Consider the following 21,947-nt stretch of genomic DNA (forward strand, 5'->3'; position numbering starts at 1 on the left):
CGTCAGACGCGCTGCAGGTGCATCGTCAGACCGACGATGGCCTCGCCGTGCCCCTCGCGCAGCGGCGCGCGCTCGCAGCGCGTCACGCGCAGCCCGCGCGCGCTCGCGAGTTCCCGCAGCCAGGCCTCGGAATGCGCGTAGCGCAGCGTCGGCAGCAGGTCGTAGCCCGCCTCGGCGTGGCCTTCCTCCACCGTGAACGCGAACATGCCGCCCGGCGCGAGCGCGCGCGCGACACCATCGAACATCGGGGCCAGGTCGCCGAGGTAGATGAACACGTCGCAGGCGACGACCAGGTCGTGCCGCTGCGGGGTCGCCCGCAGCCACGCCACGGCCTCGGCGACGTGCAGCTCGTCGTAGAGCCGCGTCGCGGCCGCGCGCTCGATCATGCGGGGCGACAGGTCGACGCCCACCAGCCGCGCCGTCGACGGCCGCAGCAGCGGCGCCGCGAGCCCGCTGCCGCAGCCGAGATCCAGCGCCGAGGCGAACGGCGCGGGATGCAGCGTCGCGAGCGGCGCGCAGACCTGCTCGTGGCCGCGGTAGCGCAGCGTGTCGACGAGCTCCTGTTCGAAGCGATCGGCGTACTCGTCGAACAGCCCGCGCACGAACGCCGGCGGCGCGGCCTCGGGCAAGGCGCCCAGGCCCAGCGCACCCAGGAAATACAGGTGGGTCGCGACGTCCTCGCCGCAGCCGATCGCATTGTTGAAGCAGACGCTGGCGTCGGCGAGCCGCCCGGCCTGGCGCAGCAGGTGGCCACGCAGCGTCCACGCGGGGCCCAGCTGCGGGTTCAGCGCGAGCGCGCGTTCGTAGGCCTCCAGCGCCTCGAGCGGCCGGCCCAGGTGCTGCAGCGTCTGGCCGATCGCCAGCGGGACGCGCGCATCGCGCGGGTGCGCGCGCGCGTCACGCTCGAGCGCGGCGAGCGCACGGGCGTGATCGGCGGCGCTCGCCACGATCAGTGCGACGGGGTGTCGCGCACGCAGTCGACGAAGTAGTGCTTGCGGCCGAAGTTGTCTTCCTCGATCACCAGGCCGTGCACGTCGGTGTCGAAGCCCGGGAAGCGCTCGTTGAACTCGCGCACGAACTGCAGGTACGCGAGGATCTTGCGGTTGAAGCGCTCGCCCGGGATCAGCAGCGGGATGCCCGGCGGGTACGGCGTCAGCAGCGAGGTGGTGATGCGGCCTTCCAGCGCGTCGATGGCCACGCGCTCGGTGTCGCGGTGCGCGATGCGGGCGTAGGCCTCCGACGGCTTCATGCCGGGCTGCAGGTCCGACAGGTACATGTCCGTCGTCAGGCGTGCAATGTCGCCCTGCGTGTAGACCTCGTGGATGGCCTGGCACAGGTCGCGCAGTCCCATCCGCTCGTAGCGGCGATGGGCGGCGCAGAACTCCGGCAGGATCTTCCACAGCGGCGCGTTCTTGTCGTAGTCGTCCTTGAACTGCTGCAGCGCGGTCAGCAGCGTGTTCCAGCGGCCCTTGGTGATGCCGATCGTGAACATGATGAAGAACGAGTACAGGCCGGTCTTCTCGACGACGATGCCGTGCTCGGCCAGGTACTTCGTGAGGATGGACGCGGGGATGCCGGTCTCGTCGAAGCCGCCGTCCACGCTCAGGCCCGGCGTGATGATCGTGCTCTTGATCGGGTCGAGCATGTTGAAGCCCGGCGCCAGGTTGCCGAAGCCGTGCCAGCTCTCGTTGGCCTCCAGCACCCAGTCGGCCGCCTCGCCGATGCCCTCGTCCGCGAGCTTCTCCGGGCCCCAGACCTTGAACCACCAGTCCTCCTCGAACTCGGCGTCGATCTTGCGCATCGCGCGCCGGAAGTCGAGCGCCTCCTTCAGGCTCTCCTCGACCAGCGCGGTGCCGCCGGGCGATTCCATCATCGCGGCCGAGACGTCGCACGACGCGATGATCGCGTACTGCGGCGACGTCGACGTGTGCATCAGGTAGGCCTCGTTGAACAGGTGCTTGTCGAGCTTGCGCGTCTGCGAATCCTGCACCAGCACCTGCGAGGCCTGCGACAGGCCCGCCAGCAGCTTGTGCGTCGACTGCGTCGCGTAGACCATCGCCTCCTTCGGACGCACGCGCGCCTTGCCCATCGCGTGATAGACGCTGTAGAAGTCGTGGAAGGCCGCGTGCGGCAGCCAGGCCTCGTCGAAGTGCAGCGTGTCGATCCAGCCGTCCAGCAGGTTCTTGATGGTCTCGGTGTTGTAGACGACGCCGTCGTAGGTGCTCTGCGTGAGCGTCATGATGCGCGGCTTGACCGTCTTCAGGTCGACGCCGGCCAGCAGCGGGTTGGCGGCGATCTTGCGCTCGATGGCTTCGCGCGTGAATTCCGACTGCGGGATCGGGCCGATGATGCCGTAGTGGTTGCGCGTCGGCGTCATGAACACGGGGATCGCGCCGCACATGATGATCGAGTGCAGGATCGACTTGTGGCAGTTGCGGTCGACCACGACGACGTCGCCCGGCGCCACCGTGTGGTGCCACACCATCTTGTTGGACGTGGACGTGCCGTTGGTGACGAAGAAGCAGTGGTCGGCGTTGAAGATGCGCGCGGCGTTGCGCTCGGAGTCCGCCACCGGCCCGGTGTGATCGAGCAGCTGGCCGAGTTCCTCGACGGAGTTGCAGACGTCGGCGCGCAGCATGTTCTCGCCGAAGAACTGGTGGAACATCTGGCCGACCGGGCTCTTCAGGAACGCGACGCCGCCGGAGTGGCCCGGGCAGTGCCACGAATACGAGCCGTCCTGCGCGTAGTCCATCAGCGCCTTGAAGAACGGCGGCGCGACGCCGTCGAGGTAGCTGTTGGCCTCGCGGATGATGTGGCGCGCCACGAACTCCGGCGTGTCCTCGAACATGTGGATGAAGCCGTGCAGTTCGCGCAGGATGTCGTTGGGGATGTGCTGCGACGTGCGCGTCTCGCCATACAGGTAGATCGGGATCTCCGTGTTCTTGGTGCGGATCTCCTGGATGAACTTGCGCAGGCTCAGCACCGCCGGGTCGAGCTCGGGGCCCGGCGTGAACTCCTCGTCGTCGATCGACAGGATGAACGCCGACGCGCGGCTCTGCTGCTGCGCGAACTGCGACAGGTCGCCGTAGCTGGTCACGCCCAGCACCTCGATGCCCTCCTTCTCGATCGCCGAGGCGAGCGCGCGGATGCCGAGGCCAGAAGTGTTCTCGGAGCGGAAGTCCTCGTCGATGATGACGACGGGAAAGCGGAAGCGAAGCATGGCACGTGGCCCGCTCGGAGGGCGGGCGTGGCGGGGTGGAAAACGGGCGAAGGGCGAAGTGTAGGGCGGAACGCTTTCCGCGCAATGTCAAATGGCCGGGTTTGCCCCAGATCGGCGCCCGGACGACCCGGATCTGCAACAAACGCCCTGCCCGGCCGTTCCGGCGCCTCCGCCCGCTCGCAGGGCTGGACAAACCCCACCTGTCATCAGCTAGAATAGCCGGCTACCCCGGAAGGGTGGATGAGCGGTTTAAGTCGCATGCCTGGAAAGCATGTGTAGGTTAATAGCCTACCGCGGGTTCGAATCCCGCCCCTTCCGCCAGCGGCGCCCTCGCCCGCTGCAAGCCTTCAGGGCCGCAACCACAGACGCTTCGGGCGTCTGTTTTTGTTTTGCGACCCGCGCACCTACTGAGGCGGCTGTATCGACGGCAACGGCGAGTCGTCGTCCGGCGCCTTGGCCTCCTGCATCCGACGCTTGCGCCGCATGGCCTTCAGCGACGCCCACGCCGTCCCGAGGAATCCGACAACGGCCGCCGCGGCGGCGCCTGCCTTGTCGAGCGTGTCGGCGTTCGCGGAATACCAGTCGAACAGCGCCTTCCACCAGGGCGCCGGGGGCGGATGCTGGATCTTCACGTCGATGTAGGTGTCCTTCTCGAAGGTCGTGTCCGGCACCAGCTCGTTGCCCACCTGCGTCGTCGGCGACACCGTCACCCAGATCTTGCGCGACTCGTCCGGATCCGACTTCTTGTGGGGGTGGGCGACGGGCGTGATGTCCCAGGTCAGGCGCGCCACCTCGTTGCCCAGGATGACGGCCCGCTGCACCGGGCGCGGGATGTCGAAGTCCTTCTTGTCCGCGTGCAGCTCGGCGACGATCACGTGGCTGAAGTGGACATTCGGGATGGCCGCCGTCGCCGCCGAGGCCGGGATCGCGGCGGCGGCCACGCCTTTCGGAGTGCAATCGAGAAAGACGTGCGACTGCACGGATTCGGTCTCCGGCTCGGCCCAGAACACCACGTCGCCGGCGCTGACGAAGCCCTCGGGAGCGCCCGCCGCCGGCGGATTCAGGTCGACCACCTTCTGCATGACGGGCGGGTGCGCGGCCTTCGCGAGCGCGTGCCGATGTGGGGCCGCCGACGACTTGACTTCGACAGGATTCGCGATCGCCGCCGTCGCCTGCGCGCCGGCGGGCTCCAGACCACGAACGGGCGCGGGGAGCGGCGCAGGTGCCGCAGCTGGAGCCGGCGGTGGCGCGGGGGCAGGCGCCGGCGACATCGCCGAAGCGACGGTCGTCACGCGCTCAGGGCCCTCGGCGGCGTCGACCGAGGCGCATCCCTGAAAGATGCCGGCCGCCATCGTCAAGGCCCAGGCGATCGCCAGCAGAAGCCATCCACGCACGGCACTCCTCCTCGCCGGCGCTCTTGACTGCGATGCATTCGCACTGCGCGCTTCGGCCTGGGCCGCATCTTAGTCCTCGAGCGCCTCGCGCGACGCCGCTAGCGCCGTCGACGAGCGAGCGTCGATGCCCCGTGAGGTATCCGGACACGGCGGCCGCGCGACGCCGCACGCGCACATCGCCGGACGCGAATCCGCGACACATTCGACGTTCTTCGACCCTGAATGGCGCGGCACGGCCGCTCGACTGAGGCACACTAGCAATCGGACTCTTTCGTCGGACGCCCGCGGGCGCCGGCCGCACTCGAGGCCTCCGGCCGCGGCCGCCGCGAGCGATTCGAGCCAGGAAAACGGAGCGAGGATCAGGTGCTGATGCAGTCCGAAGGAACTCCACCGACGCGTGCGACAGGAATCCTTCTCGCGAGCGTGCTGCTCGTCCTCGCGGCCTGGACAATGGCCGCGTCGAGGCCGACCTCGGACTCGGCCTGGATCCTCGACAGCCTGCACTGGACCGGCGCGTTCGTCGCCGCGGCGTGGGTGGCATGGCGCGCCGCGCGGGCGGCCGACGGCCAGCTCAGGCGCGTGCGAAGCCGCTTCGCCCTCGGCATGGCCTGTCTCGCGGCGGGGCAACTGAGCTGGGACCTGCTGTCCTGGGCGGGCTGGAATCCCTTCCCCGGCATCCCGAACCTGCTCTACCTGCTGCTGAGCCCCTGCTTCGCGCTCGGCTTCGCCGCGACGGTGGGCGACCGGATGCCCGGCTCGCAATGGAAGTCGGCCGCGCTCGACATCGCCGGGTTCGGCCTGGCCGTGCTGGCCTTCACGCTGGCGCTGTTCCTGCCGCACGCCGTGCGGCGCAGCGCGCTGGAGTTCGTCGTGCTGACGGCGTATCCGGTGCTGCTGCTGTCCGCCGCGGCCGCGGGCATCGTGGTGCAGTTGCACCTGCGGCTGCGGCCGACGGCGGCGACCTTCGCGGTGCTCGCCGGACTCGCCGGCTACGGCGCGCTGTGGACGGCCTGGAGCCTCGCGTTCCTCGACGCCACGCTGCGTCCCGGCACGGGCATGACGCTGATGTTCTCGCTGCTGGCGCTGCTGCTCGGATGGGGCGTGGCGAACTGGCGCCCGGTGCCCAGCCTGTCGCCCCGCTACGACCGACTGTGCGAGGCGCTGCTGCGGCAGATCCCGCTGGCCATGGTCGCAGTCACGTCCGCGGCCGCAGGCTTCATCGCGCTCGGCGACCGCCTCCCGATGCAGGCGCGGCCGCCGCTGCGCGTGCTGTTCGTGCTGGCGCTGCTGTGCGCCGTGGTGCGCCAGACGCAGCAGCTGCGCGATCGCGACCGCCTGCTGGCCGCCGAACGCGCCGTCGCGGAGGGCCGGGCGCAGCTGCATCATCTCGCGCATCACGATCCGCTCACCGGGCTGCCCAATCGCACGCTGCTGCGCGACCGCGTCACCCAGGCGCTCGCGACCGCGGCGCGGCGCGGCGAGAAGGTGGCGCTGATGTTCATCGACCTCGACCGCTTCAAGGAGGTCAACGACACCCTCGGCCACGCGACCGGCGACGCGCTGCTGTGCCACGTCGCCGCGCAGTTCACGCTGATGCTGCGCGAGGAGGACACCGTCTGCCGCCAGGGCGGCGACGAGTTCGCGATCGTGCTGACCGACGTCGACTCCGCGGCGGCCGTCGCGCGGGCGGTCGAACGCGTGATGGCGCTGTCGAATCGCCGGGCGACCATCGCCGGCCACGAACTGCCGCTGTCGATGTCCGTGGGCATCGCGATGTTCCCGAAGGACGGCGAGGACTTCGACGGCCTGATGCAATGCGCCGACACCGCGATGTACCGCGCGAAGGCCGCGGGCCGCAACGCGTTCCGCTTCTACGATCCGCAGATGAACGTCGAGGCCAGCGAGCGCTCGCGGCTGCGCTGGCTGCTCGCCCACGCGATCGAGCGCGGCGAACTGCACCTGCATTTCCAGCCCTATTTCCATCTGCGCAGCGGCGAACTGGCCGGCGCCGAGGTGCTGCTGCGCTGGACGTCGGCCGAACTCGGGCCGGTCGGCCCGAACCAGTTCATTCCGGTCGCGGAGGACGGCGGCCAGATCGTCGAGATCGGCGCCTGGGTGCTGCGCGAGGCCTGCGCGCAGGTCGCGACGTGGCAGCGCCAGGGCCTGGCGCTGCCCGCCGTCGCGGTCAACCTGTCGATCCTGCAGTTCCGCCACGGCGACCTGGTGCAGCAGGTGGCGGACGCCCTGCGCGATTCGGGTCTGCCGGCGCGCCAGCTCGAGCTCGAGATCACCGAATCCGTGCTCATGCACGAGACCGACAAGGTGTTCGCCACCGCCGACAACCTCAAGGCGCTGGGCGTGCGGCTGGCCATCGACGACTTCGGCACCGGCTACTCCAGCCTCGCCTACCTGAAGCGGCTGAATGTCGACAAGCTGAAGATCGACCAGTCCTTCGTGCGCGACGCGCTCGCCAGCCCCAGCACCACGGCGATCGTGCGCGCGATCGTCGACATGGCCCGGGCGATGGAGCTCGAGGTCGTCGCGGAAGGCATCGAGACGGCGGCGGAGCGCGACTTCCTGGCCGCCACGCATTGCGCGATGGGCCAGGGCTACCTGTTCGCGCGCCCGATGCCGGCCGACCAGTTCGAAGCCTTCCTGGCCGTGCGCGCCGCCGGGCCGGCGCTCGCGCCCGAGCAGGCTGCCGCCGACCGGTCCGGTGTTTTCCCCCTGGCATCTTGACGAGCCGGCCCCCGCGGCGCGTTAATGAGTGGCGGGTTCAAGGAGGCCAGTCATGTACGACCAGCTCGACCAGGTTCCGGGCGCCATGGAGATCGAGGATCGCCCCGGCCAGGCGCGGCGCGTGGGCTTGTCGGACGCCGTGTTCTACGCCGGCTGCTTCGCCCTCGCCCTGCTGCCGGCCACGCTTGCCGGCGTGCTGCTCTACGACTTCATCGGCGAGCCGATGCTGTTCCTGATCGCCGTGGTCGTCTTCACGTGGGTCGTGACGACGGTCGCGCTCGTCAAGATCGCCGGGCCGATGCTGCGCTGCCGCGCCATCGTCGCCGCGGGCGGACTGGTCTCCGTGGCGATGTGCTCGCTGTTCCTGCTCGATTGACGCGGCCAGTCAGCGCAACGACGCTGCGTACTCCGGCGCCGCCGGCGTCGAGAAGCGGTAGCCCTCCGCCTGCAGCTTGACGATCAGGGCGTCGAGGTTGTCGACGCTGATGTGCTGCGTCTCGTGCATCAGCACGACCCCGCCGCGGTGCGCCCGCACGCTGGCGACGACGTGGCCGAGGAAGTCCTGGCGGTATGCGGGCAGCACGCCGCAGGACAGCGCCTCGGCGGCCGTCAGGCCCTTCGGGCCGTCGAAGCCCCAGTCGCAGGAGTCGACGTGCCAGCCGACGATGCGGTAGCCCATGGTGTGCACGCGCTCGTTGGTGTCGCAGCTCGAATTGCCGTATGGATAGCGAAACAGCGGCGTCGCGCCGAGGTCGGCGTGCAGCAGCGCGTCGGCGCGGTCGACCTCGCTGGTCTGCTCCTCGACCGGGATGTCGTGGAAGTTCGGGTGCGACCAGCTGTGGTTGCCGATCACGGCGCCCGGCAGCGCGCGCTCCTGCGCCGCCAGCTCGGGATGCGCCTTCGCTTTCTCGGCGATCAGGAAGAACGTCGCAGGCACCTGGTGGCGCCCCAGCACCGCCAGGATCGCCTCGGTGTGGCCCGGCTCGGGGCCGTCGTCGAAGGTCAGCGCGACCACGCCCTCGGGCGGCAGCGTCGCGATGTCGCTCTCGAAACGGCAGGTTCGGTGCAGGTCTTCCTCAGGCTTCTCGAGGTGCTCCTGCAGGCGCACCAGGTGGGTGTGGCGCAACGTCTCCGCATGGCTGCGCGCGTGCGCCGACGCCGCTGAGGCGGACGCCGCCGAGGCCGACGCCGCGGCGTCCTGCGCGCGCGCGCCCGCCGACAGGCCGGCGACGAGCACCACCAGTACCGCGAGGCGGGCAGCCGGCGATGGACGGAGGGAATGACGCGGCAGGGTCCTGATCAAGCGAAGTCCTTCGTGGCGACGGAAGGCCGCCAGTGTAGACAGTCCGCTTGAAACTCAGGGACGGCGACGCCCCACCGAGGCTTCGCCCGCACCCTCGCCGCGGTTCACTGGCGAACCGGCGCCTTCGCATCGGCCGGCGCGCGGCCCTTGGCCGCCAGGCGGCTGCGCACGACCGGATGATCGACGTTGCGGGCGGCCGCCAGGGCCTCGTCACGCGTGGCGCCGTTCAACATCAGGTAGCGCGCATAGGAGCCCGCCTCCTCGTCCGTCGCGACCGTGCGCGGGGCGTCGCTGGAGGCCTGGACTTCGATGGCGGACGGGCGGCCCGTCTGCGCCTGCGCGGAGATGGCAAAAGCGGTGGCCGCGAGGGCGACGGCGGAGACGAGAAGGGTCGATTTCATGGCGATGTTCCTGGTTGACCGTCAAACGTCGACGGCGTGCCTGGGACATCGAGCCGGAACGCCGGCGAACAAGATCGCCCCGCGTCAATTGACCATTCCTGAAATCTGAATGAAAGACGGCGCCCGATGGGGCGCCGTCGTCGGCAGATCAAGGGGACCGGCGGCGCGTCATCCCGCGCCGGCGCCCAGGCTCAGGGGCCGACCGCGTGATGATTGGCGCCGTTCTGCGAGCCGATGTCCAGCAGCTTGGTCTGCAGGGCCTGGCGTTCGGCTTCGGTCTTCTCCGTTTCGCAGACGTTCTGGATCACGTTGGAGCCGGGAGGCGTCTCCTTGTGGCAATGCAGCTTGGTCTGGGGCGTGAGGTTGGTGGTCGAATCGGCCACGACCGTGACGGGCGCTTTCGCGCCGCTGACCGCGCCATCCTGGGCCGCGCAACCGCCCAGCACGAGCAACGCGACGGAGAGGCAAACAATACGCATGAAGATCTCCCTGAAGATTGAGGCAATAGCGAACCGCGATCTTAGCGGGCTGACAGATTGCGCAACCTAGTGCAATCACCTGTTCGCGGTATTTCGTTGAAACGATTCAGGGGGCCCCAGCGGCCCGTTCTGGCGGCCCAGCGCGCTCATACGATACCCTGTAGCGTATCCGAGCTCTCATGAAAAAGGGGCTCCGCGGAGCCCCTCTTGGCAGTCGCAGCCGCGCCTCAGTTGAGGGCGATCTGCTTGCCGTCCTTGTAGGCGTAGAACGTCATGGCCGGGTTCTTCAGTTCGCCGTCGGCTTCGAACTGCACCGTGGTCGTCACGCCCTTGTAGTTCGTCTTGGCGAGGAACGGCAGGTAGACCTTCGGGTCGGACGAGCCGGCGCGCTTCATCGCGTCGACGAGGACCATGGTCGCGTCGTACGTGTACGGCGAGTAGACCTGGAAGTCGCCGGGGTACTTCGCGTCGTAGCGCTTCTTCCACTCGGTGCCGCCAGGCATCTTGGCGATGGAGACGCCGCCTTGCGCGCACACCACGTTGCCGAGCGTCTTGGCGCCGCCGGCCAGTTCCATCAGCTTCTCGGTGCAGATGCCGTCGCCGCCGAAGAACTTGACGTTGGCCATGCCCAGCGTCTCGATCTGGCGCAGCATCGGGCCGGCCTGGGGATCCATGCCGCCGTAGAAGATGCCATCCGGGTTCTTCGACTTGATGGCCGTCAGGATCGACATGAAGTCGGTGGCCTTGTCGTTGGTGTATTGCTCGCTGACGATCTCGATGCCACGCGCTTCCGCGGCCTTCTTGAACACCGAGGCCACGCCCTGGCCGTAGGCCGTGCGGTCGTCGATGATGGCGATGCGCTTGAGCTTGAGCGCGTCGGCCGCGTACAGCGCCAGGCCCGAACCCAGGGCGTTGTCGTTGGCCAGCAGGCGGAACACGTTGCTGAAGCCCTGCTTGGTCAGCGCGGGGTTGGTGGCCGAGGGGGTGATCTCGGGCATGCCGCACGCGTTGTAGATCTTGGACGCGGGGATGGTCGTGCCGGAGTTCAGGTGGCCGACAACGCCGTTGACCTTCTGGTCGCACAGCTTCGTGGCGGCGGCGGTGCCCTGCTTCGGATCGGCCGCGTCGTCTTCGGCGACGAGCTCGAACTTGGCGTGCTTGCCGCCGATCATCACGTTTTCCTTGTTCAGGTCGTCGACGGCCATCCGGGCACCGTTTTCGTTGTCCTTGCCGTAATGGGCCTGCGAACCCGAGACGGGACCGACGTGGCCGATGCGGACCGTGATGTCTTCAGCTTGGACCGCGCCGGCGCACAGCACAGCGGCTGCGGCGACGATCATGTTCAGTTTCACTTGCATGTACAAACCTCCGGTTGGGGGAAAGTTGAGTGTGACGAATGGATGACCTCAACGGCCGTGAAGATACTCCAAAAAGCACTCGGCGCCCTATCGGGATCACCCACATTTCACCGAATGAACAACGGTGGTCCGGGCGGTCCGCAGAAGATCTGCAAGCCGCTGGCGCCGCAAGGCGTCGCAACGCCCGGCCGCGCCTTTCGTTGACAGACCATTCCCGTGCATCGCGCCCCGAAACATCGAATGCGCGGGCACTTCCGGTGCACGGCGACTATCGGCGCCGGCAAGAAAAAAGGCGGCCCGCAGGCCGCCTCTTGCGTCGGGCGCGAAACGCGCCGATCAGGCGAAGTTGGCTTCCGCGAAATCCCAGTTCGCGAGCGAGTTCAGGTAAGTCTCGACGAACTTCGGACGCAGGTTGCGGTGGTCGATGTAGTACGCGTGCTCCCACACGTCGACCGTGAACAGCGCCTTGTCGGCAGTCGTCAGCGGCGTGCCGGCGGCGCCCATGTTGACGATGTCCACCGAGCCGTCGGCCTTCTTGACCAGCCACGTCCAGCCCGAGCCGAAGTTGCCCACGGCCGACTTCTGGAATGCTTCCTTGAACGCCGCGAACGAGCCCCACTTGGCGTTGATCGCGTCGGCCAGCGCGCCCTTGGGCTCGCCGCCGCCGGCGGGCTTCATGCAGTTCCAGAAGAACGTGTGGTTCCAGATCTGCGCGGCGTTGTTGTAGATCGGGCCCGAGGCCTTCTTGATGATCTCCTCCAGCGACAGCGACTCGAACTCGGTGCCCTTCTGCAGGTTGTTCAGCTGCGTGACGTAGGCGTTGTGGTGCTTGTCATGGTGGTACTCGAGCGTCTCGCGGCTCATGTGCGGGGCGAGGGCGTCGTGCGAGTACGGCAGCGGCGGCAGAGTGTGTTCCATTGGCTTGACCTTTCTGGCTTGTTTGCTTGTTCGAATCAGACGGGCGCTCGACCGATCCGGCGGTAGGCGCTCTCGGCGGATTGTAGGCAGCACTTTCGGGGCAAGCGCCGATCCGGGGCTAAATCCCGGCTTGCGCGAGATTCATTCTCCCGACACCCCGCCCTCGGCGTCGACCAGCACCTGTTCGACCCGCAGGTCGGCGCGCCCGTCGTGCAGCACGGCGACGACGTCCTGCCCCGGCTGCAGCGCCCCCGCCGACACCAGCGCCCGGCCGTCGCGCGACTCCAGCAGCGTGTAGCCGCGCTCGAGCACGCGCTGCGGGTCGAGGTTGGCGAGCGCCTGTTCGTGGCGGCGCAGCGTGTCGCCGTGGCGCGCCAGCGTGCGCTCGGCCGCGCGGACGAAGCGCGCACCGAGCGACTGGTGACGCTCGCGGCGCGCGTTGACGACCCGCTCGCCGGCCCTCGCCAGCCGCGCGCCGAGCGCCTCCTGCGCGCGTGCGAGCGCCTGCCAGCGCGCGCGCAGCGCCGCCGCGTGGCGCGACTCCAGCCGCTGCAGGCGCTGGCGCCACGCGCCCAGCGCCTGTGCCGGACGCGCCAGGCGCGCGGCCGCGGTGTCCAGCCGCTGCGCATGCGCCTGCAGGCGCTGCTCGACGCGCGCGCTCAGGCGGCGCGCCGAGGCGGTCAGCGCGTCCAGCACGACGGCCCGCTCGACCGCCACGGACTCGGCCGCGGCGGTGGGCGTCGCGGCGCGCAGGTCGGCGACGAGGTCGACGAGCGTGACGTCGGTCTCGTGGCCAACGCCGCTGACCACCGGCCGCGACATCCCGTCCAGCGCCCGCACGACGCGCTCGTCGTTGAAGGCCCAGAGGTCCTCCAGCGAGCCGCCGCCCCGGCACACGAGCACCACGTCGACCTCGTCGCGCCGCTCGACCTGCGCCAGCGCGGCCACCAGCGCCGCCGGCGCCTCCGCGCCCTGCACCAGGCTCGGGTAGACGATCACCTGCACGTGCGGCGCGCGCCGGGCGAGCGTCGCCACGACGTCGTGCAGCGCGGCGCCGGCGGTCGACGTCACGACGCCGACCGTACGCACGAACGGCGGCAGCGGCCGCTTGCGCTGGGCGTCGAACAGGCCCTCGGCCGCGAGGCGCGCGCGCAGGCGCAGGAACTCCTCGTAGAGCTGGCCGGCGCCCAGGCGCTGCATGGACTCGACGACCATCTGCAACTCGCCGCGCGCCTCGTAGACCGCCAGCCGGCCGCGCAACTCCACCTGCAGGCCGTCCTGCAAGGGCACGTTGCTGAGCGCCGCGGCGCGCTTGAACATCGCGCAGCGCAGCGCCCCGGCCCCGCCGGAGGCGTCCTTCAGCGTGAAGTAGCAATGGCCGCTGGAGGCGCGCGTGCTGCCGCTCAACTCGCCGCGCACCGTCACCGCGCCGAAGCGCGCCGCCAACGCGTCGCCGGCAGCCAGCAGCAGTGCCGAGACGCTCCAGGCCGAGGGTCGCGCGGGCAGTGCCGGGCCGCTCCCGGGCGCCCTCGCGCGTTCGAATCCCGGCACCGCGAACGGATCGGCCATCAACACCTCCCCATGCCACAAATCGAGGGGAAAAACCCTAGTACTCCACAATTTTGCCGATGGCGCGGGCGAGCGGGCAATGCCGTCGCGGCGCCGTCGCTATCACATAAGTGATTGATTCTTATCACTTTTTAAGTGCCTACTTTTTAAGCAAGCCAGCCCGGAGGGCCGGAATTGGCGGGTTCCGGGCCCGCCAGGGCCAGTTACCCACAAAGTTTTCCACAGATCGTGTGGATGGGTGGACAAGTCGCCGATCCGTCCTCATTTGCCCGGCCGCAACGATGCCACGGCAACGGCGCCGCGCTCACGTCGTGTTGCAAGATTCTTCGCCGCGCGCCGGCGGTCCGGCGGGATTGCGGCCCGGCTTCTCAAGCCATAATCCGCGCTTGCGCCCAGGGCGCTTTCACATGTCGAAGGGGTTGATTTGCTCAAGATCGTACAAGAGGCCGGCTGGCCGATCTGGCCGCTGATTCTTTGCTCGATTGCCGCCGTGGCGCTCATCGTTGAACGCTTCATGGCGCTGCGCACCGCGCGCATCGCGCCCGGCTACCTGTTGGGCGAGGTGATCGCCGTCACCCGCAACGGCCTGCCGCCGGCCGACGTGGTCGCCAAGCTGGCCGAGAACTCGCTGCTGGGCAGCGTGCTCGCCGCCGGCCTCAAGCTGCTGGCCGTCGACCCGCGCGTCGGCGAAGTGCAGCTGCGCCAGACCTTCGAGGGCGCCGGCCGCGACGCCGCGCACAAGATGGATCGCTACCTCAACGCACTCGGCTCCATCGCCGCGGCCGCGCCGCTGCTGGGCCTGTTCGGCACGGTGGTCGGCATGATCGAGATCTTCGGCTCGCAAGGCGGTGGCAACACCAATCCCGCCGAACTCGCGCACGGCATCTCCACCGCGCTGTACAACACGGCCGCCGGCCTGATCGTGGCGATCCCGTCGCTGATGTTCTACCGCTACTTCCGCGGCCGCGTCGACGACTACCTGCACACGCTGGAGCAGTCGTCCGAGCAGTTGCTGACGCAGCTGATGCGCGTGGCGGCGACGCGTCCGGGCCAGACCAAATGAACTTCCGCAAGCCTCGTCCGGAGGATCCCGAGATCAACCTCATCCCGTTCATCGACGTGCTGCTGGTGATCCTGATCTTCCTGATGCTGTCGACGACGTACTCGAAGTTCACCGAGCTGTCGGTGACGCTGCCGAGCGCCAACGCGGAGGCCTCGCGCGACCGCCCCGCCGAGATCATCGTCGCGGTCGCGGCCGACGGACGCTACACGGTCGACCACCAGGCCGTCGACGGCCGCAACGTCGATGCGCTGACGACCGCGCTGCGCACGGCGACCGAGTCGCGCAAGGAGCCGTTCCTGATCATCTCGGCGGACGCGATGTCCACGCACCAGGCCGTGATCAACGTGATGGACGCCGCGCGCCGCGCCGGCCTGTCGCGCATGACCTTCGCCGCGCAGACCGCCAACGGCGCGGCCGCCGAGCAGCAATGACACGGCAACCCTCCGCCGCGCGCGGAGGGCCGACGGCGCGACGCGTCCTTCCATGACCGCAGCGTTCGCCCGACTCCTGCAGCGCCACTGGTGGCGCCCTCGCCTGACGCCGCTGACCGCGCTGCTGGCGCCGTCGGCCGGCGTCGTCGGCGCCGTCGCCGCGCGGCGCCGCACCGGCGCGCGCGCGCAGCCGCTGCCCGTGCCGGTGATCGTCGTGGGCAACGTGATCGTCGGCGGCGCCGGCAAGACGCCCACCGTGATCGCGCTCGTGGCGCTGCTGCGCAGCTGGGGCCTGGCGCCCGGCATCGTCAGCCGAGGCCATGGCCGCGCCGACGCTGGCGCGCTGCTGCTCGATGCGACGACGCCGGCCGACGCCGCCACCCCCGCCGCGTTCGGCGACGAGCCCTTGCTGATGCACCTTCGCACCGGCGCGCCGGTGGCCGTCGCGCGGCAGCGCCGCGAGGCCGCGCTGGGGCTGCTGGCAGCGCATCCCGAGGTCGACGTCATCGTCGCCGACGACGGCCTGCAGCATCACGCGCTGGCGCGCGACATCGAGCTGGTCGTGTTCGACGGGCGCGGCATCGGCAACGGCTGGCCGCTGCCGGCGGGCCCGTTGCGCGAACGCGCGGACGCGATCTGGCCGACCGGGGCCGATACCCCACCCCGTTTCATCCTCGTCAACGGCCGCTGGCCCGCGCCGCCCGCGCGCGCGCTGCCCGCGCCGCGCGAGCGCTGCTTCGAGGCACGGCGAAGTCTGGGCGGCGCGCTGTCGCTGGCGGACTGGTCGCGCGGCGCAACGGCAACGCGCGAGGCGCTGCTCGCTCTGCGCGGACGCCCGCTGCTGGCCGCCGCCGGCATCGGCGACCCGGAGCGCTTCTTCGCGATGCTCGAGGCCGAGGGCCTGGCGATCGCGCGGCTGCCGCTCACCGACCACGCGAGCTTCGATCCCCTGCCCTGGCCTGTGGGCACCGACGACGTCATCGTCACCGAGAAGGACGCCGTCAAGCTCGCGCGGCGCCCGCTCGGCCGGACGCGGGTCTGGGTCGCCACGTTAGACTTCGGGTTGCCGGACGACCTGGCCCGCGCGCTGCGCGACGCGCTGCCCGCGCGACCCCGCTCCGCCTGAAACACCTTGCCCCCGCCGGGACCGCCGGCGCCCCCATCATGACCCTCGACCATCGACTCATCGCCATGCTCGTGTGCCCGCTCTGCAAGGGCCCGCTGGAAGCCGGCCGCGACGCCGACAACCGGCTCGTCGAACTCGAGTGCCCGGCCGACAAGCTGGCGTTCCCGATCCACGACGGCATCCCCGTGATGCTGGAGAGCGAGGCGCGCCCGCTCGCGACCGCCGCCACGCCGGCGCCGCAACTCGTTCCCTGAGGCGCGAGGCCGTGACGTTCAGCGTCCTCGTTCCGGCGCGCATGGCGTCGACACGCCTGCCCGACAAGCCGCTGGCCGACATCGCGGGCCTGCCGATGGTGGTGCGCGTCGCGCGCCAGGCCGCGCGCTCGGGCGCGTTGCGCGTCGTGGTGGCCGCCGACGACGCGCGCGTGATCGAGGCCTGCCGGCGCCACGGCGTCGAGGCCGTGCTCACCCGCGTCGACCACGCCAGCGGCAGCGATCGCCTCGCCGAGGCCTGCACGCTGCTGGGCCTGGACGGCGGCGACATCGTCGTCAACGTGCAGGGCGACGAGCCGCTGATCGACCCCGCGCTGATCCGCCAGTGCGCGGGCCTGCTCGAGACGGACGGCGAGGCCGTCGTCGCCACGGCGGCGCACGCGATCGATGACGCCGCCGACTTCACCAATCCGAACGTGGTCAAGGTGGTGCTCGACGCGAAGTTCCGCGCGCTCTACTTCAGCCGCTCGCCGCTGCCGTGGTGGCGCGACGCGTCGTCGCCCGGACAGCCCGCGTTGCCGGTCGCGGGCGCGCAGGACGTCGGCGCGCTGCGCCACATCGGCCTGTACGCGTATCGCGCAGGCTACCTGCGCACCTTTCCGACGCTGGCGATGGCGCCGCTGGAGCGGCTCGAGTCGCTCGAGCAGTTGCGCGTGCTGTGGCACGGCGAGCGCATCGTCGTGCACATCGCGCCGCATGCCCCGCCGGGCGGTGTCGACACCGCCGAAGATCTGGCCCGCGTGCGGGCGCTGCTGGCGGGCGCCACGGACTGACGGGCGACATCCGCGCACCGCGGATTTCCGCGCATCGTCATCATCGATCCACGATGGTGCAGTAAGGCTCCGTCGGGGTGCGCGTGATATTCTGTCGAGTAATCCCGGCACCCTGGCAGCCTGAATAACGGCCTCTGGCCGATTTCGAATATCAGGCGTGCGAAAAAGAATTTTCGACCTTAGAGGCAAGCGATGAGATTGATTCTTCTGGGCGCTCCCGGCGCCGGCAAGGGAACGCAAGCGGCGTTCATCTGCCAGAAATACGGCATTCCGCAGATCTCCACCGGCGACATGCTGCGCGCCGCGGTGAAGGCCGGGACGCCGCTGGGCCTGGCCGCCAAGCAGGTGATGGACGGCGGCGGCCTGGTGAGCGACGACCTGATCATCTCGCTGGTCAAGGAACGCATCGCCGAGTGCGATTGCGAGAACGGCTTCCTGTTCGACGGCTTCCCGCGCACCATCCCGCAGGCCGACGCGATGAAGGCCGCCAACGTCAAGCTGGACCTCGTGCTCGAGATCGACGTGCCCGACGCCGCGATCATCGAGCGCATGAGCGGCCGCCGCGTGCACCAGGCCTCCGGCCGCACGTATCACATCCACAACAATCCGCCGAAGGTGGAAGGCAAGGACGACGTCTCCGGCGAGCCGCTGACGCAGCGTCCCGACGACGCCGAGGACATCGTGCGCAAGCGCCTGGCCACCTACCACGAGCAGACCGAGCCGCTCGTCGCCTACTACTCGAAGTGGGCCGCCACGGGCGACGCGCAGGCGCCGCGCGTCCGCAAGATCAGCGGCACCGGCACTGTCGACGAGATCACCCGGCGCGCGCTGGACGCCCTGCAAAACTGAGCGTTCCCGCGCGCAGGCTGCAAGCCCGCGCCGGCGACGTCGCGGGCTTTTTCGTGGTGGGCCCGCCCCCTTGCCTTGCGCCGCTTTCCGGCGACAATTGACGTTTACGTTAACGTCAATCCAGCCGGCCCGGCCGGCACAGGAGCAAGCATGGAAATCTCGGGCAAGGTATTCATCGTCACCGGCGCGGCCTCGGGCCTCGGCGAAGGCACGGCGCGCATGCTGGTGGCCAACGGCGCCAAGGTGGTGCTGGCCGACCTGCAGGAGGAACGCGGCAACGCCATCGCCGCCGAACTGGGCCAGACCTTCGTGCGCTGCGACGTCACGCAGGAGGCCGACGGCCGCCGCGTGGTCGAGGCCGCCAAGGGCCTGGGCAAGCTGATGGGCCTGGTCAACTGCGCCGGCATCGCGCCGGCGGCGCGCACTGTGGGCAAGACGGGCCCGCACGCGCTTGAGTTGTTCTCCAAGGTCGTGACGATCAACCTGATCGGCAGCTTCAACATGATCCGTCTGGCGGCCGAGGCGATGAGCGCCAACGAACCCGAATCCACCGGCGAGCGCGGCGTGCTGATCAGCACCGCCAGCGTGGCCGCCTACGACGGCCAGATCGGCCAGGCCGCCTACGCCGCGAGCAAGGGCGGCGTCGTCGGCATGACGCTGCCGATCGCGCGCGACCTGGCCAAGACGGGCATCCGCAACATGACGATCGCACCGGGCATCTTCGGCACGCCGATGCTGTTCGGCATGCCGCAAGAGGTGCAGGACGCGCTGGCCGCCAGCGTGCCCTTCCCCAGCCGGCTGGGCACGCCCGTCGACTACGCGAAGCTCGTGCACCAGATCGTCACCAACGAGATGCTCAATGGCGAAGTGATCCGCCTGGACGGCGCGATCCGCCTCGCCCCGCGCTGAGCGTCTTCAGGCTTGCCGGCCCGGGAGGGTTTCCCGGCCGCTGAAACGACAACGGCCCCTCGCGACGCGAGGGGCCGTTCTTCATTGGCTGCGCGGACGCGCGGGCCATGAAAAAAGGCGCGAACCATCCGAGGATGTTTCGCGCCCTTGCTGGACGCCGGAATGCCCGAAGGCATCCCGGATTCCGGCGGCTCGCTTAGAACGAGTACGTGCCGCGAGCGTAGTAGGTACGGCCCGTCGGGTCGGTGTAACGCGGGTCGTAGCCTTGCTGGAACTTGCCGGTGTAGTTCGTGTACGGCGGGTTGCGGTCGGACAGGTTCTTCACGCCCACGGTGAACGAGAAGCCCTTGGACATCGCGTAGGTGCCGTACAGGTCTTCCGTCGTGTACGCGCTGACGTTGCGGGTCGGCGTGAAGTCGACGTAGCTCGACTTGTGATGGATCGCGAGACCCAGCGAGAACGGATCGAGGTTCCAGTCGATCGTGGCGTTGTGCTGCCAGCGGAAGACCGGCTCGCCGTTGCCTTGCGAGTAGATGCCGACGTTCTGCGTGTAGCCACCGCCCTGGAACAGCTGGTACTTGTACGAATGCACCCAGGTGGATTGCAGTTCGAAGTTGAAGCGACCCAGCGCGCCCGCGTTGGCCTTGTAGCCGATCGCGACGTCCACGCCGTTGGTGCGCACCGAACCGATGTTCTGGTTCAGGGCATCGACGTAGCCGCAATTCGGGCAGCTCTGCGGATTCTGCGACAGCGAGCCGCCCGCGGTGTAGTGGAAGTTGCCCGGGAACGCCGCGTAGCCGGCCGGCGAGTACAGGTACGAGTCCGGCAGGACGCCGACTTCCTTGGTGATCAGGATGTCGTAGAAGTCGAACTCGGTCGTCAGGTTGTTGATGGGCTCGAGCACCAGGCCGAAGGTCGCGTTCTTCGACTTCTCGGCCTGCAGGTGCGTGTTGCCGCCGGTCTTGTCGATGAACTGGATCGCGTTCGTATCCTTGTCGTTCGGCGCCGGGAACGTCTTGGCCAGGTAGCTGCAGACGTCGTTCAGGTTGAAGCCGTTCAACGCGACCGGCTGGCCCGCGGCGTTCTTGCCGCAGTTGACCGGGTCGCTGACGCCGGAGTCCGAGTTCGTGTACGCCTGGGCAGCGTTCAGTTCATACAGCGACGGCGCGCGGAAGCCCGTCGAGTAGGAACCGCGCAGCAGGATCGCCTTGGCGGGCTGGAAGCGGAAGCCGAACTTCGGATTCGTGGTGCTGCCGAAATCGCTGTAGTGGTCGTAGCGAACAGCGGCCGTCACGTCGAGAGTCTTCAGGATCGGCACGTTCAGTTCCGCGTACCCTGCATACACCTGGCGCTTGCCGGCGTTGTAGGTGTTCGGATCGATACCGGTGCTGGCCTCGACCTGCGCCGCGTACTCCGTGTTGGCGCGGTTCAGGAACTTCTCGTCACGGTACTCGCCGCCGATGGCGATCGCGGCCGGGCGGCCGGCGTGCAGCCAGTCGCCGAGGTCGCGGCTGGCGTGGCCGTCCACGTCCTTGACCGTGCCGTCGCCGAATTGCACGATGCCTTCCTTGACGGCGTTGTGCAGGACGGCAGCGCCCGCGGCGGACTGGGCGCCGAACGGGTTGATGGCCGGATTCAGGACGTAGTAGCCGTAGGTCGCCGAATTCGGGTTGAGGTCGGCCGTGGCGAGCAGATCCTCATCCGAATAGCCGTGCACCAGCAAGTCCTGCGTGTGCGTCGTGTTCAGCGTGACGGCGACGTCGTAGTCCCAATCGCCGACGGTGCCTTCCAGCGAGGCCATGAAACGGCCCTGGTTGGTCGAGTTGTCGTCTTCGCGGTAGCCGTTGACCAGGTCGCGGAAGCGGGTGACCATGCGGCCTTCGTTCAGGGTGCCGTCGCCGGCGCGCGAGAACAGCGAACCCGGGGCAGCATCGACCTGATCCGGATCCAGCACCGCGCCCGCGGGCAGCGGGGTGATGCCGGCGCCCGGGTAGTACGGGCTGCTCGGGTCGATGAAGACCGGCGCGTACGGCACCGGCGCGATCTTGGCCTTGACCAGGCTGTGGGCGACGAACGCTTCGAGCTTGAACGTGTTGTTCGAATTGATCTTGAACGAGCTGCTCAGCAAGCCCGAGAGGCGCTGCGAGGCCGGGATGTAGTCCACGAACGTCGCCGTGTCTTCGCCGCAACGGATATCCGAGGAAACGACCAGCGTCGGATCGGTACAGCCAGCCGGGCCGGCGAAAGGCGTGTAGCCGATGCCCTTGCCCGCGCCGCCGCCTGCCTGGCCGTAGAAGACCGTGGCGGGGAAGGTCGTGCTCGACGTCACGGCGTGCGGCGCGAAATGGCGCTGGCCGGCGGCGACCGATTGTTGCTGCTGGAAGCCGACGAAGCCGTAGATGTTCAGGCCGTCCTTGTCCAGGTCGCCGGCGCCGAAGCCGATCTGTGCCTCGTGCTGCGCGCCGCCCGGGTGCTGCGGCGCATCCACGCCGAGGGTGATCGTGCCGCCGCGGTAGTCCTTGCGGGTGATGAAGTTGATAACGCCGGCGATGGCGTCCGTGCCGTACAGGGCGGAGGCGCCGTCACGCAGCACTTCGACGCGTTCGACCGCAGCGAAGGGAATCGTGTTCAGGTCAGGGGCCGACGCGGTGAACGCGCTGTTGGCGATGCGGCGGCCGTTCAGCAGCACCAGGGTCTTGTTGTAGCCCAGGCCGCGAATGTCGGCGTACGAACCACCACCGGTGCCGGCACCAACCGCTTGAGCGGAGGTCTGTTGGACCTGGACCGCGCTGACTTGCTGGATGGCCTGCTCGACGCTGGTCACGCCAGCCTTCTTCAGTTCATCGGCCGTGATGACCGTGACGGGAACGGAAGTCTCGGCATCAACGCGCTTGATCGACGAGCCCGTGATTTCCACGCGCTGGACAGTGGTGTCTTGGGCGAAGGCGCCCGGGGCGACGGACAGCAGGGTGCCGCCGAAAGCCAAGAGAAGACCGGAACAGATCTTCGTACGTTGAAACATGGATTCCCTCCTGAGGGGGTGGAAAGGTTGATCGATAGACCCAGCCTGAAAAGCAAGTCCTGAGCCGGTCTGTGAACCGCTGATGAACAGGCCAATAAAGCTTGTGAAAATATTGTCCATG

The 21,947-nt window shown here is 69.0% G+C and carries 19 protein-coding genes and 1 tRNA gene; 10 read left to right on the forward strand and 10 right to left on the reverse strand.

Features of this window, described 5'->3' with window-relative positions; all coding sequences use genetic code 11:
* Window positions 1-2: 2 nt before the first annotated feature.
* Window positions 3-947 carry a class I SAM-dependent DNA methyltransferase gene (locus LPC04_RS12150; RefSeq protein WP_275682486.1) on the reverse strand — a complete coding sequence of 315 codons (945 nt, stop codon included), beginning with the start codon at window positions 945-947 and terminating at the stop codon, window positions 3-5.
* A gap of 2 nt (window positions 948-949) precedes the next feature.
* Entirely contained in the window at window positions 950-3,220 is a 2,271-nt protein-coding gene (locus LPC04_RS12155; RefSeq protein ID WP_275682487.1) for an arginine/lysine/ornithine decarboxylase, read from the reverse strand.
* 230 nt (window positions 3,221-3,450) lie between these two features.
* Here LPC04_RS12155 and LPC04_RS12160 point away from each other — a divergent pair.
* Window positions 3,451-3,541 (forward strand) — tRNA-Ser (locus LPC04_RS12160).
* An 83-nt stretch (window positions 3,542-3,624) separates the two neighbouring features.
* Here the strand turns inward: LPC04_RS12160 and LPC04_RS12165 are convergent.
* Window positions 3,625-4,614 carry a hypothetical protein gene (locus LPC04_RS12165; RefSeq protein WP_275682488.1) on the reverse strand — a complete coding sequence of 330 codons (990 nt, stop codon included), beginning with the start codon at window positions 4,612-4,614 and terminating at the stop codon, window positions 3,625-3,627.
* 423 nt (window positions 4,615-5,037) lie between these two features.
* On the opposite strand from LPC04_RS12165, the gene LPC04_RS12170 reads away from it, so the two are divergent.
* Both LPC04_RS12170 and LPC04_RS12175 read left to right on the forward strand, forming a co-directional pair.
* Window positions 5,038-7,353, forward strand: coding sequence for a putative bifunctional diguanylate cyclase/phosphodiesterase (locus tag LPC04_RS12170; protein WP_275682489.1), 2,316 nt, complete (start codon window positions 5,038-5,040; stop codon window positions 7,351-7,353).
* Window positions 7,354-7,405: 52 nt separating this feature from the next.
* Window positions 7,406-7,729, forward strand: coding sequence for a hypothetical protein (locus LPC04_RS12175; RefSeq protein ID WP_275682490.1), 324 nt, complete (start codon window positions 7,406-7,408; stop codon window positions 7,727-7,729).
* A gap of 9 nt (window positions 7,730-7,738) precedes the next feature.
* Here the strand turns inward: LPC04_RS12175 and LPC04_RS12180 are convergent, their stop codons facing one another.
* The 6 genes from LPC04_RS12180 to xseA form a co-directional block, all read right to left on the reverse strand.
* A complete protein-coding gene (locus LPC04_RS12180) occupies window positions 7,739-8,656 on the reverse strand; it encodes a polysaccharide deacetylase family protein (RefSeq protein WP_275682491.1) in 918 nt (305 codons plus the stop codon).
* Between the two features lie 104 nt (window positions 8,657-8,760).
* Window positions 8,761-9,057 carry a hypothetical protein gene (locus tag LPC04_RS12185; RefSeq protein WP_275682492.1) on the reverse strand — a complete coding sequence of 99 codons (297 nt, stop codon included), beginning with the start codon at window positions 9,055-9,057 and terminating at the stop codon, window positions 8,761-8,763.
* A gap of 191 nt (window positions 9,058-9,248) precedes the next feature.
* Window positions 9,249-9,536, reverse strand: a complete 288-nt coding sequence (locus tag LPC04_RS12190; protein ID WP_275682493.1) for a hypothetical protein — start codon at window positions 9,534-9,536, stop codon at window positions 9,249-9,251.
* Between the two features lie 227 nt (window positions 9,537-9,763).
* Window positions 9,764-10,894, reverse strand: coding sequence for a branched-chain amino acid ABC transporter substrate-binding protein (locus tag LPC04_RS12195; RefSeq protein WP_275682494.1), 1,131 nt, complete (start codon window positions 10,892-10,894; stop codon window positions 9,764-9,766).
* Between the two features lie 336 nt (window positions 10,895-11,230).
* Complete coding sequence (locus LPC04_RS12200) at window positions 11,231-11,812, reverse strand: superoxide dismutase (RefSeq protein ID WP_275682495.1); 582 nt, start codon at window positions 11,810-11,812, stop codon at window positions 11,231-11,233.
* Window positions 11,813-11,953: 141 nt separating this feature from the next.
* Window positions 11,954-13,381 carry an exodeoxyribonuclease VII large subunit gene (gene xseA, locus LPC04_RS12205; RefSeq protein ID WP_275682496.1) on the reverse strand — a complete coding sequence of 476 codons (1,428 nt, stop codon included), beginning with the start codon at window positions 13,379-13,381 and terminating at the stop codon, window positions 11,954-11,956.
* A 424-nt stretch (window positions 13,382-13,805) separates the two neighbouring features.
* Between xseA and LPC04_RS12210 the strand changes: the two genes are divergently transcribed.
* The 7 genes from LPC04_RS12210 to LPC04_RS12240 all read left to right on the forward strand — a co-directional run bounded on the left by LPC04_RS12210 (window position 13,806) and on the right by LPC04_RS12240 (window position 18,804).
* Window positions 13,806-14,444, forward strand: a complete 639-nt coding sequence (locus LPC04_RS12210; protein WP_275682497.1) for a MotA/TolQ/ExbB proton channel family protein — start codon at window positions 13,806-13,808, stop codon at window positions 14,442-14,444.
* The gene (locus LPC04_RS12215) at window positions 14,441-14,875 is read left to right on the forward strand and encodes an ExbD/TolR family protein (protein WP_275682498.1); all 435 of its coding nucleotides are present in this window, start codon (window positions 14,441-14,443) and stop codon (window positions 14,873-14,875) included. Before LPC04_RS12210 ends, LPC04_RS12215 begins: the two co-directional genes overlap by 4 nt.
* Window positions 14,876-14,927: 52 nt before the next feature.
* Complete coding sequence (gene lpxK, locus LPC04_RS12220) at window positions 14,928-16,001, forward strand: tetraacyldisaccharide 4'-kinase (protein ID WP_275682499.1); 1,074 nt, start codon at window positions 14,928-14,930, stop codon at window positions 15,999-16,001.
* 38 nt (window positions 16,002-16,039) lie between these two features.
* Complete coding sequence (locus LPC04_RS12225) at window positions 16,040-16,255, forward strand: Trm112 family protein (protein ID WP_275682500.1); 216 nt, start codon at window positions 16,040-16,042, stop codon at window positions 16,253-16,255.
* An 11-nt stretch (window positions 16,256-16,266) separates the two neighbouring features.
* Window positions 16,267-17,046: a 3-deoxy-manno-octulosonate cytidylyltransferase gene (gene kdsB, locus LPC04_RS12230; RefSeq protein ID WP_275682501.1), complete on the forward strand. Its 780-nt coding sequence runs from the start codon at window positions 16,267-16,269 to the stop codon at window positions 17,044-17,046.
* A gap of 192 nt (window positions 17,047-17,238) precedes the next feature.
* Window positions 17,239-17,895 carry an adenylate kinase gene (gene adk / locus LPC04_RS12235; RefSeq protein ID WP_275682502.1) on the forward strand — a complete coding sequence of 219 codons (657 nt, stop codon included), beginning with the start codon at window positions 17,239-17,241 and terminating at the stop codon, window positions 17,893-17,895.
* A gap of 150 nt (window positions 17,896-18,045) precedes the next feature.
* Window positions 18,046-18,804: a 3-hydroxyacyl-CoA dehydrogenase gene (locus tag LPC04_RS12240; RefSeq protein WP_275682503.1), complete on the forward strand. Its 759-nt coding sequence runs from the start codon at window positions 18,046-18,048 to the stop codon at window positions 18,802-18,804.
* 196 nt (window positions 18,805-19,000) lie between these two features.
* Here LPC04_RS12240 and LPC04_RS12245 read toward each other — a convergent pair whose 3' ends face one another.
* Window positions 19,001-21,826, reverse strand: coding sequence for a TonB-dependent receptor (locus tag LPC04_RS12245; RefSeq protein WP_275682504.1), 2,826 nt, complete (start codon window positions 21,824-21,826; stop codon window positions 19,001-19,003).
* Window positions 21,827-21,947: the final 121 nt, after the last annotated feature.

This window comes from Scleromatobacter humisilvae, assembly GCF_023231945.1.
GTDB classification, from domain to species: Bacteria; Pseudomonadota; Gammaproteobacteria; order Burkholderiales; family Burkholderiaceae_C; genus Scleromatobacter; species Scleromatobacter humisilvae.

What these genes read in the sequence shown, in the direction of transcription:
- LPC04_RS12200 (WP_275682495.1), bottom strand. Translation starts at nt 11,812, where the DNA reads ATGGAACACACTCTGCCGCCGCTGCCGTACTCGCACGACGCCCTCGCC.
- lpxK (WP_275682499.1), top strand. Translation starts at nt 14,928, where the DNA reads ATGACCGCAGCGTTCGCCCGACTCCTGCAGCGCCACTGGTGGCGCCCT.
- LPC04_RS12190 (WP_275682493.1), bottom strand. Translation starts at nt 9,536, where the DNA reads ATGCGTATTGTTTGCCTCTCCGTCGCGTTGCTCGTGCTGGGCGGTTGC.
- LPC04_RS12155 (WP_275682487.1), bottom strand. Translation starts at nt 3,220, where the DNA reads ATGCTTCGCTTCCGCTTTCCCGTCGTCATCATCGACGAGGACTTCCGC.
- LPC04_RS12185 (WP_275682492.1), bottom strand. Translation starts at nt 9,057, where the DNA reads ATGAAATCGACCCTTCTCGTCTCCGCCGTCGCCCTCGCGGCCACCGCT.
- LPC04_RS12195 (WP_275682494.1), bottom strand. Translation starts at nt 10,894, where the DNA reads ATGCAAGTGAAACTGAACATGATCGTCGCCGCAGCCGCTGTGCTGTGC.
- LPC04_RS12245 (WP_275682504.1), bottom strand. Translation starts at nt 21,826, where the DNA reads ATGTTTCAACGTACGAAGATCTGTTCCGGTCTTCTCTTGGCTTTCGGC.
- LPC04_RS12225 (WP_275682500.1), top strand. Translation starts at nt 16,040, where the DNA reads ATGACCCTCGACCATCGACTCATCGCCATGCTCGTGTGCCCGCTCTGC.
- LPC04_RS12240 (WP_275682503.1), top strand. Translation starts at nt 18,046, where the DNA reads ATGGAAATCTCGGGCAAGGTATTCATCGTCACCGGCGCGGCCTCGGGC.
- LPC04_RS12215 (WP_275682498.1), top strand. Translation starts at nt 14,441, where the DNA reads ATGAACTTCCGCAAGCCTCGTCCGGAGGATCCCGAGATCAACCTCATC.
- adk (WP_275682502.1), top strand. Translation starts at nt 17,239, where the DNA reads ATGAGATTGATTCTTCTGGGCGCTCCCGGCGCCGGCAAGGGAACGCAA.
- xseA (WP_275682496.1), bottom strand. Translation starts at nt 13,381, where the DNA reads ATGGCCGATCCGTTCGCGGTGCCGGGATTCGAACGCGCGAGGGCGCCC.
- LPC04_RS12175 (WP_275682490.1), top strand. Translation starts at nt 7,406, where the DNA reads ATGTACGACCAGCTCGACCAGGTTCCGGGCGCCATGGAGATCGAGGAT.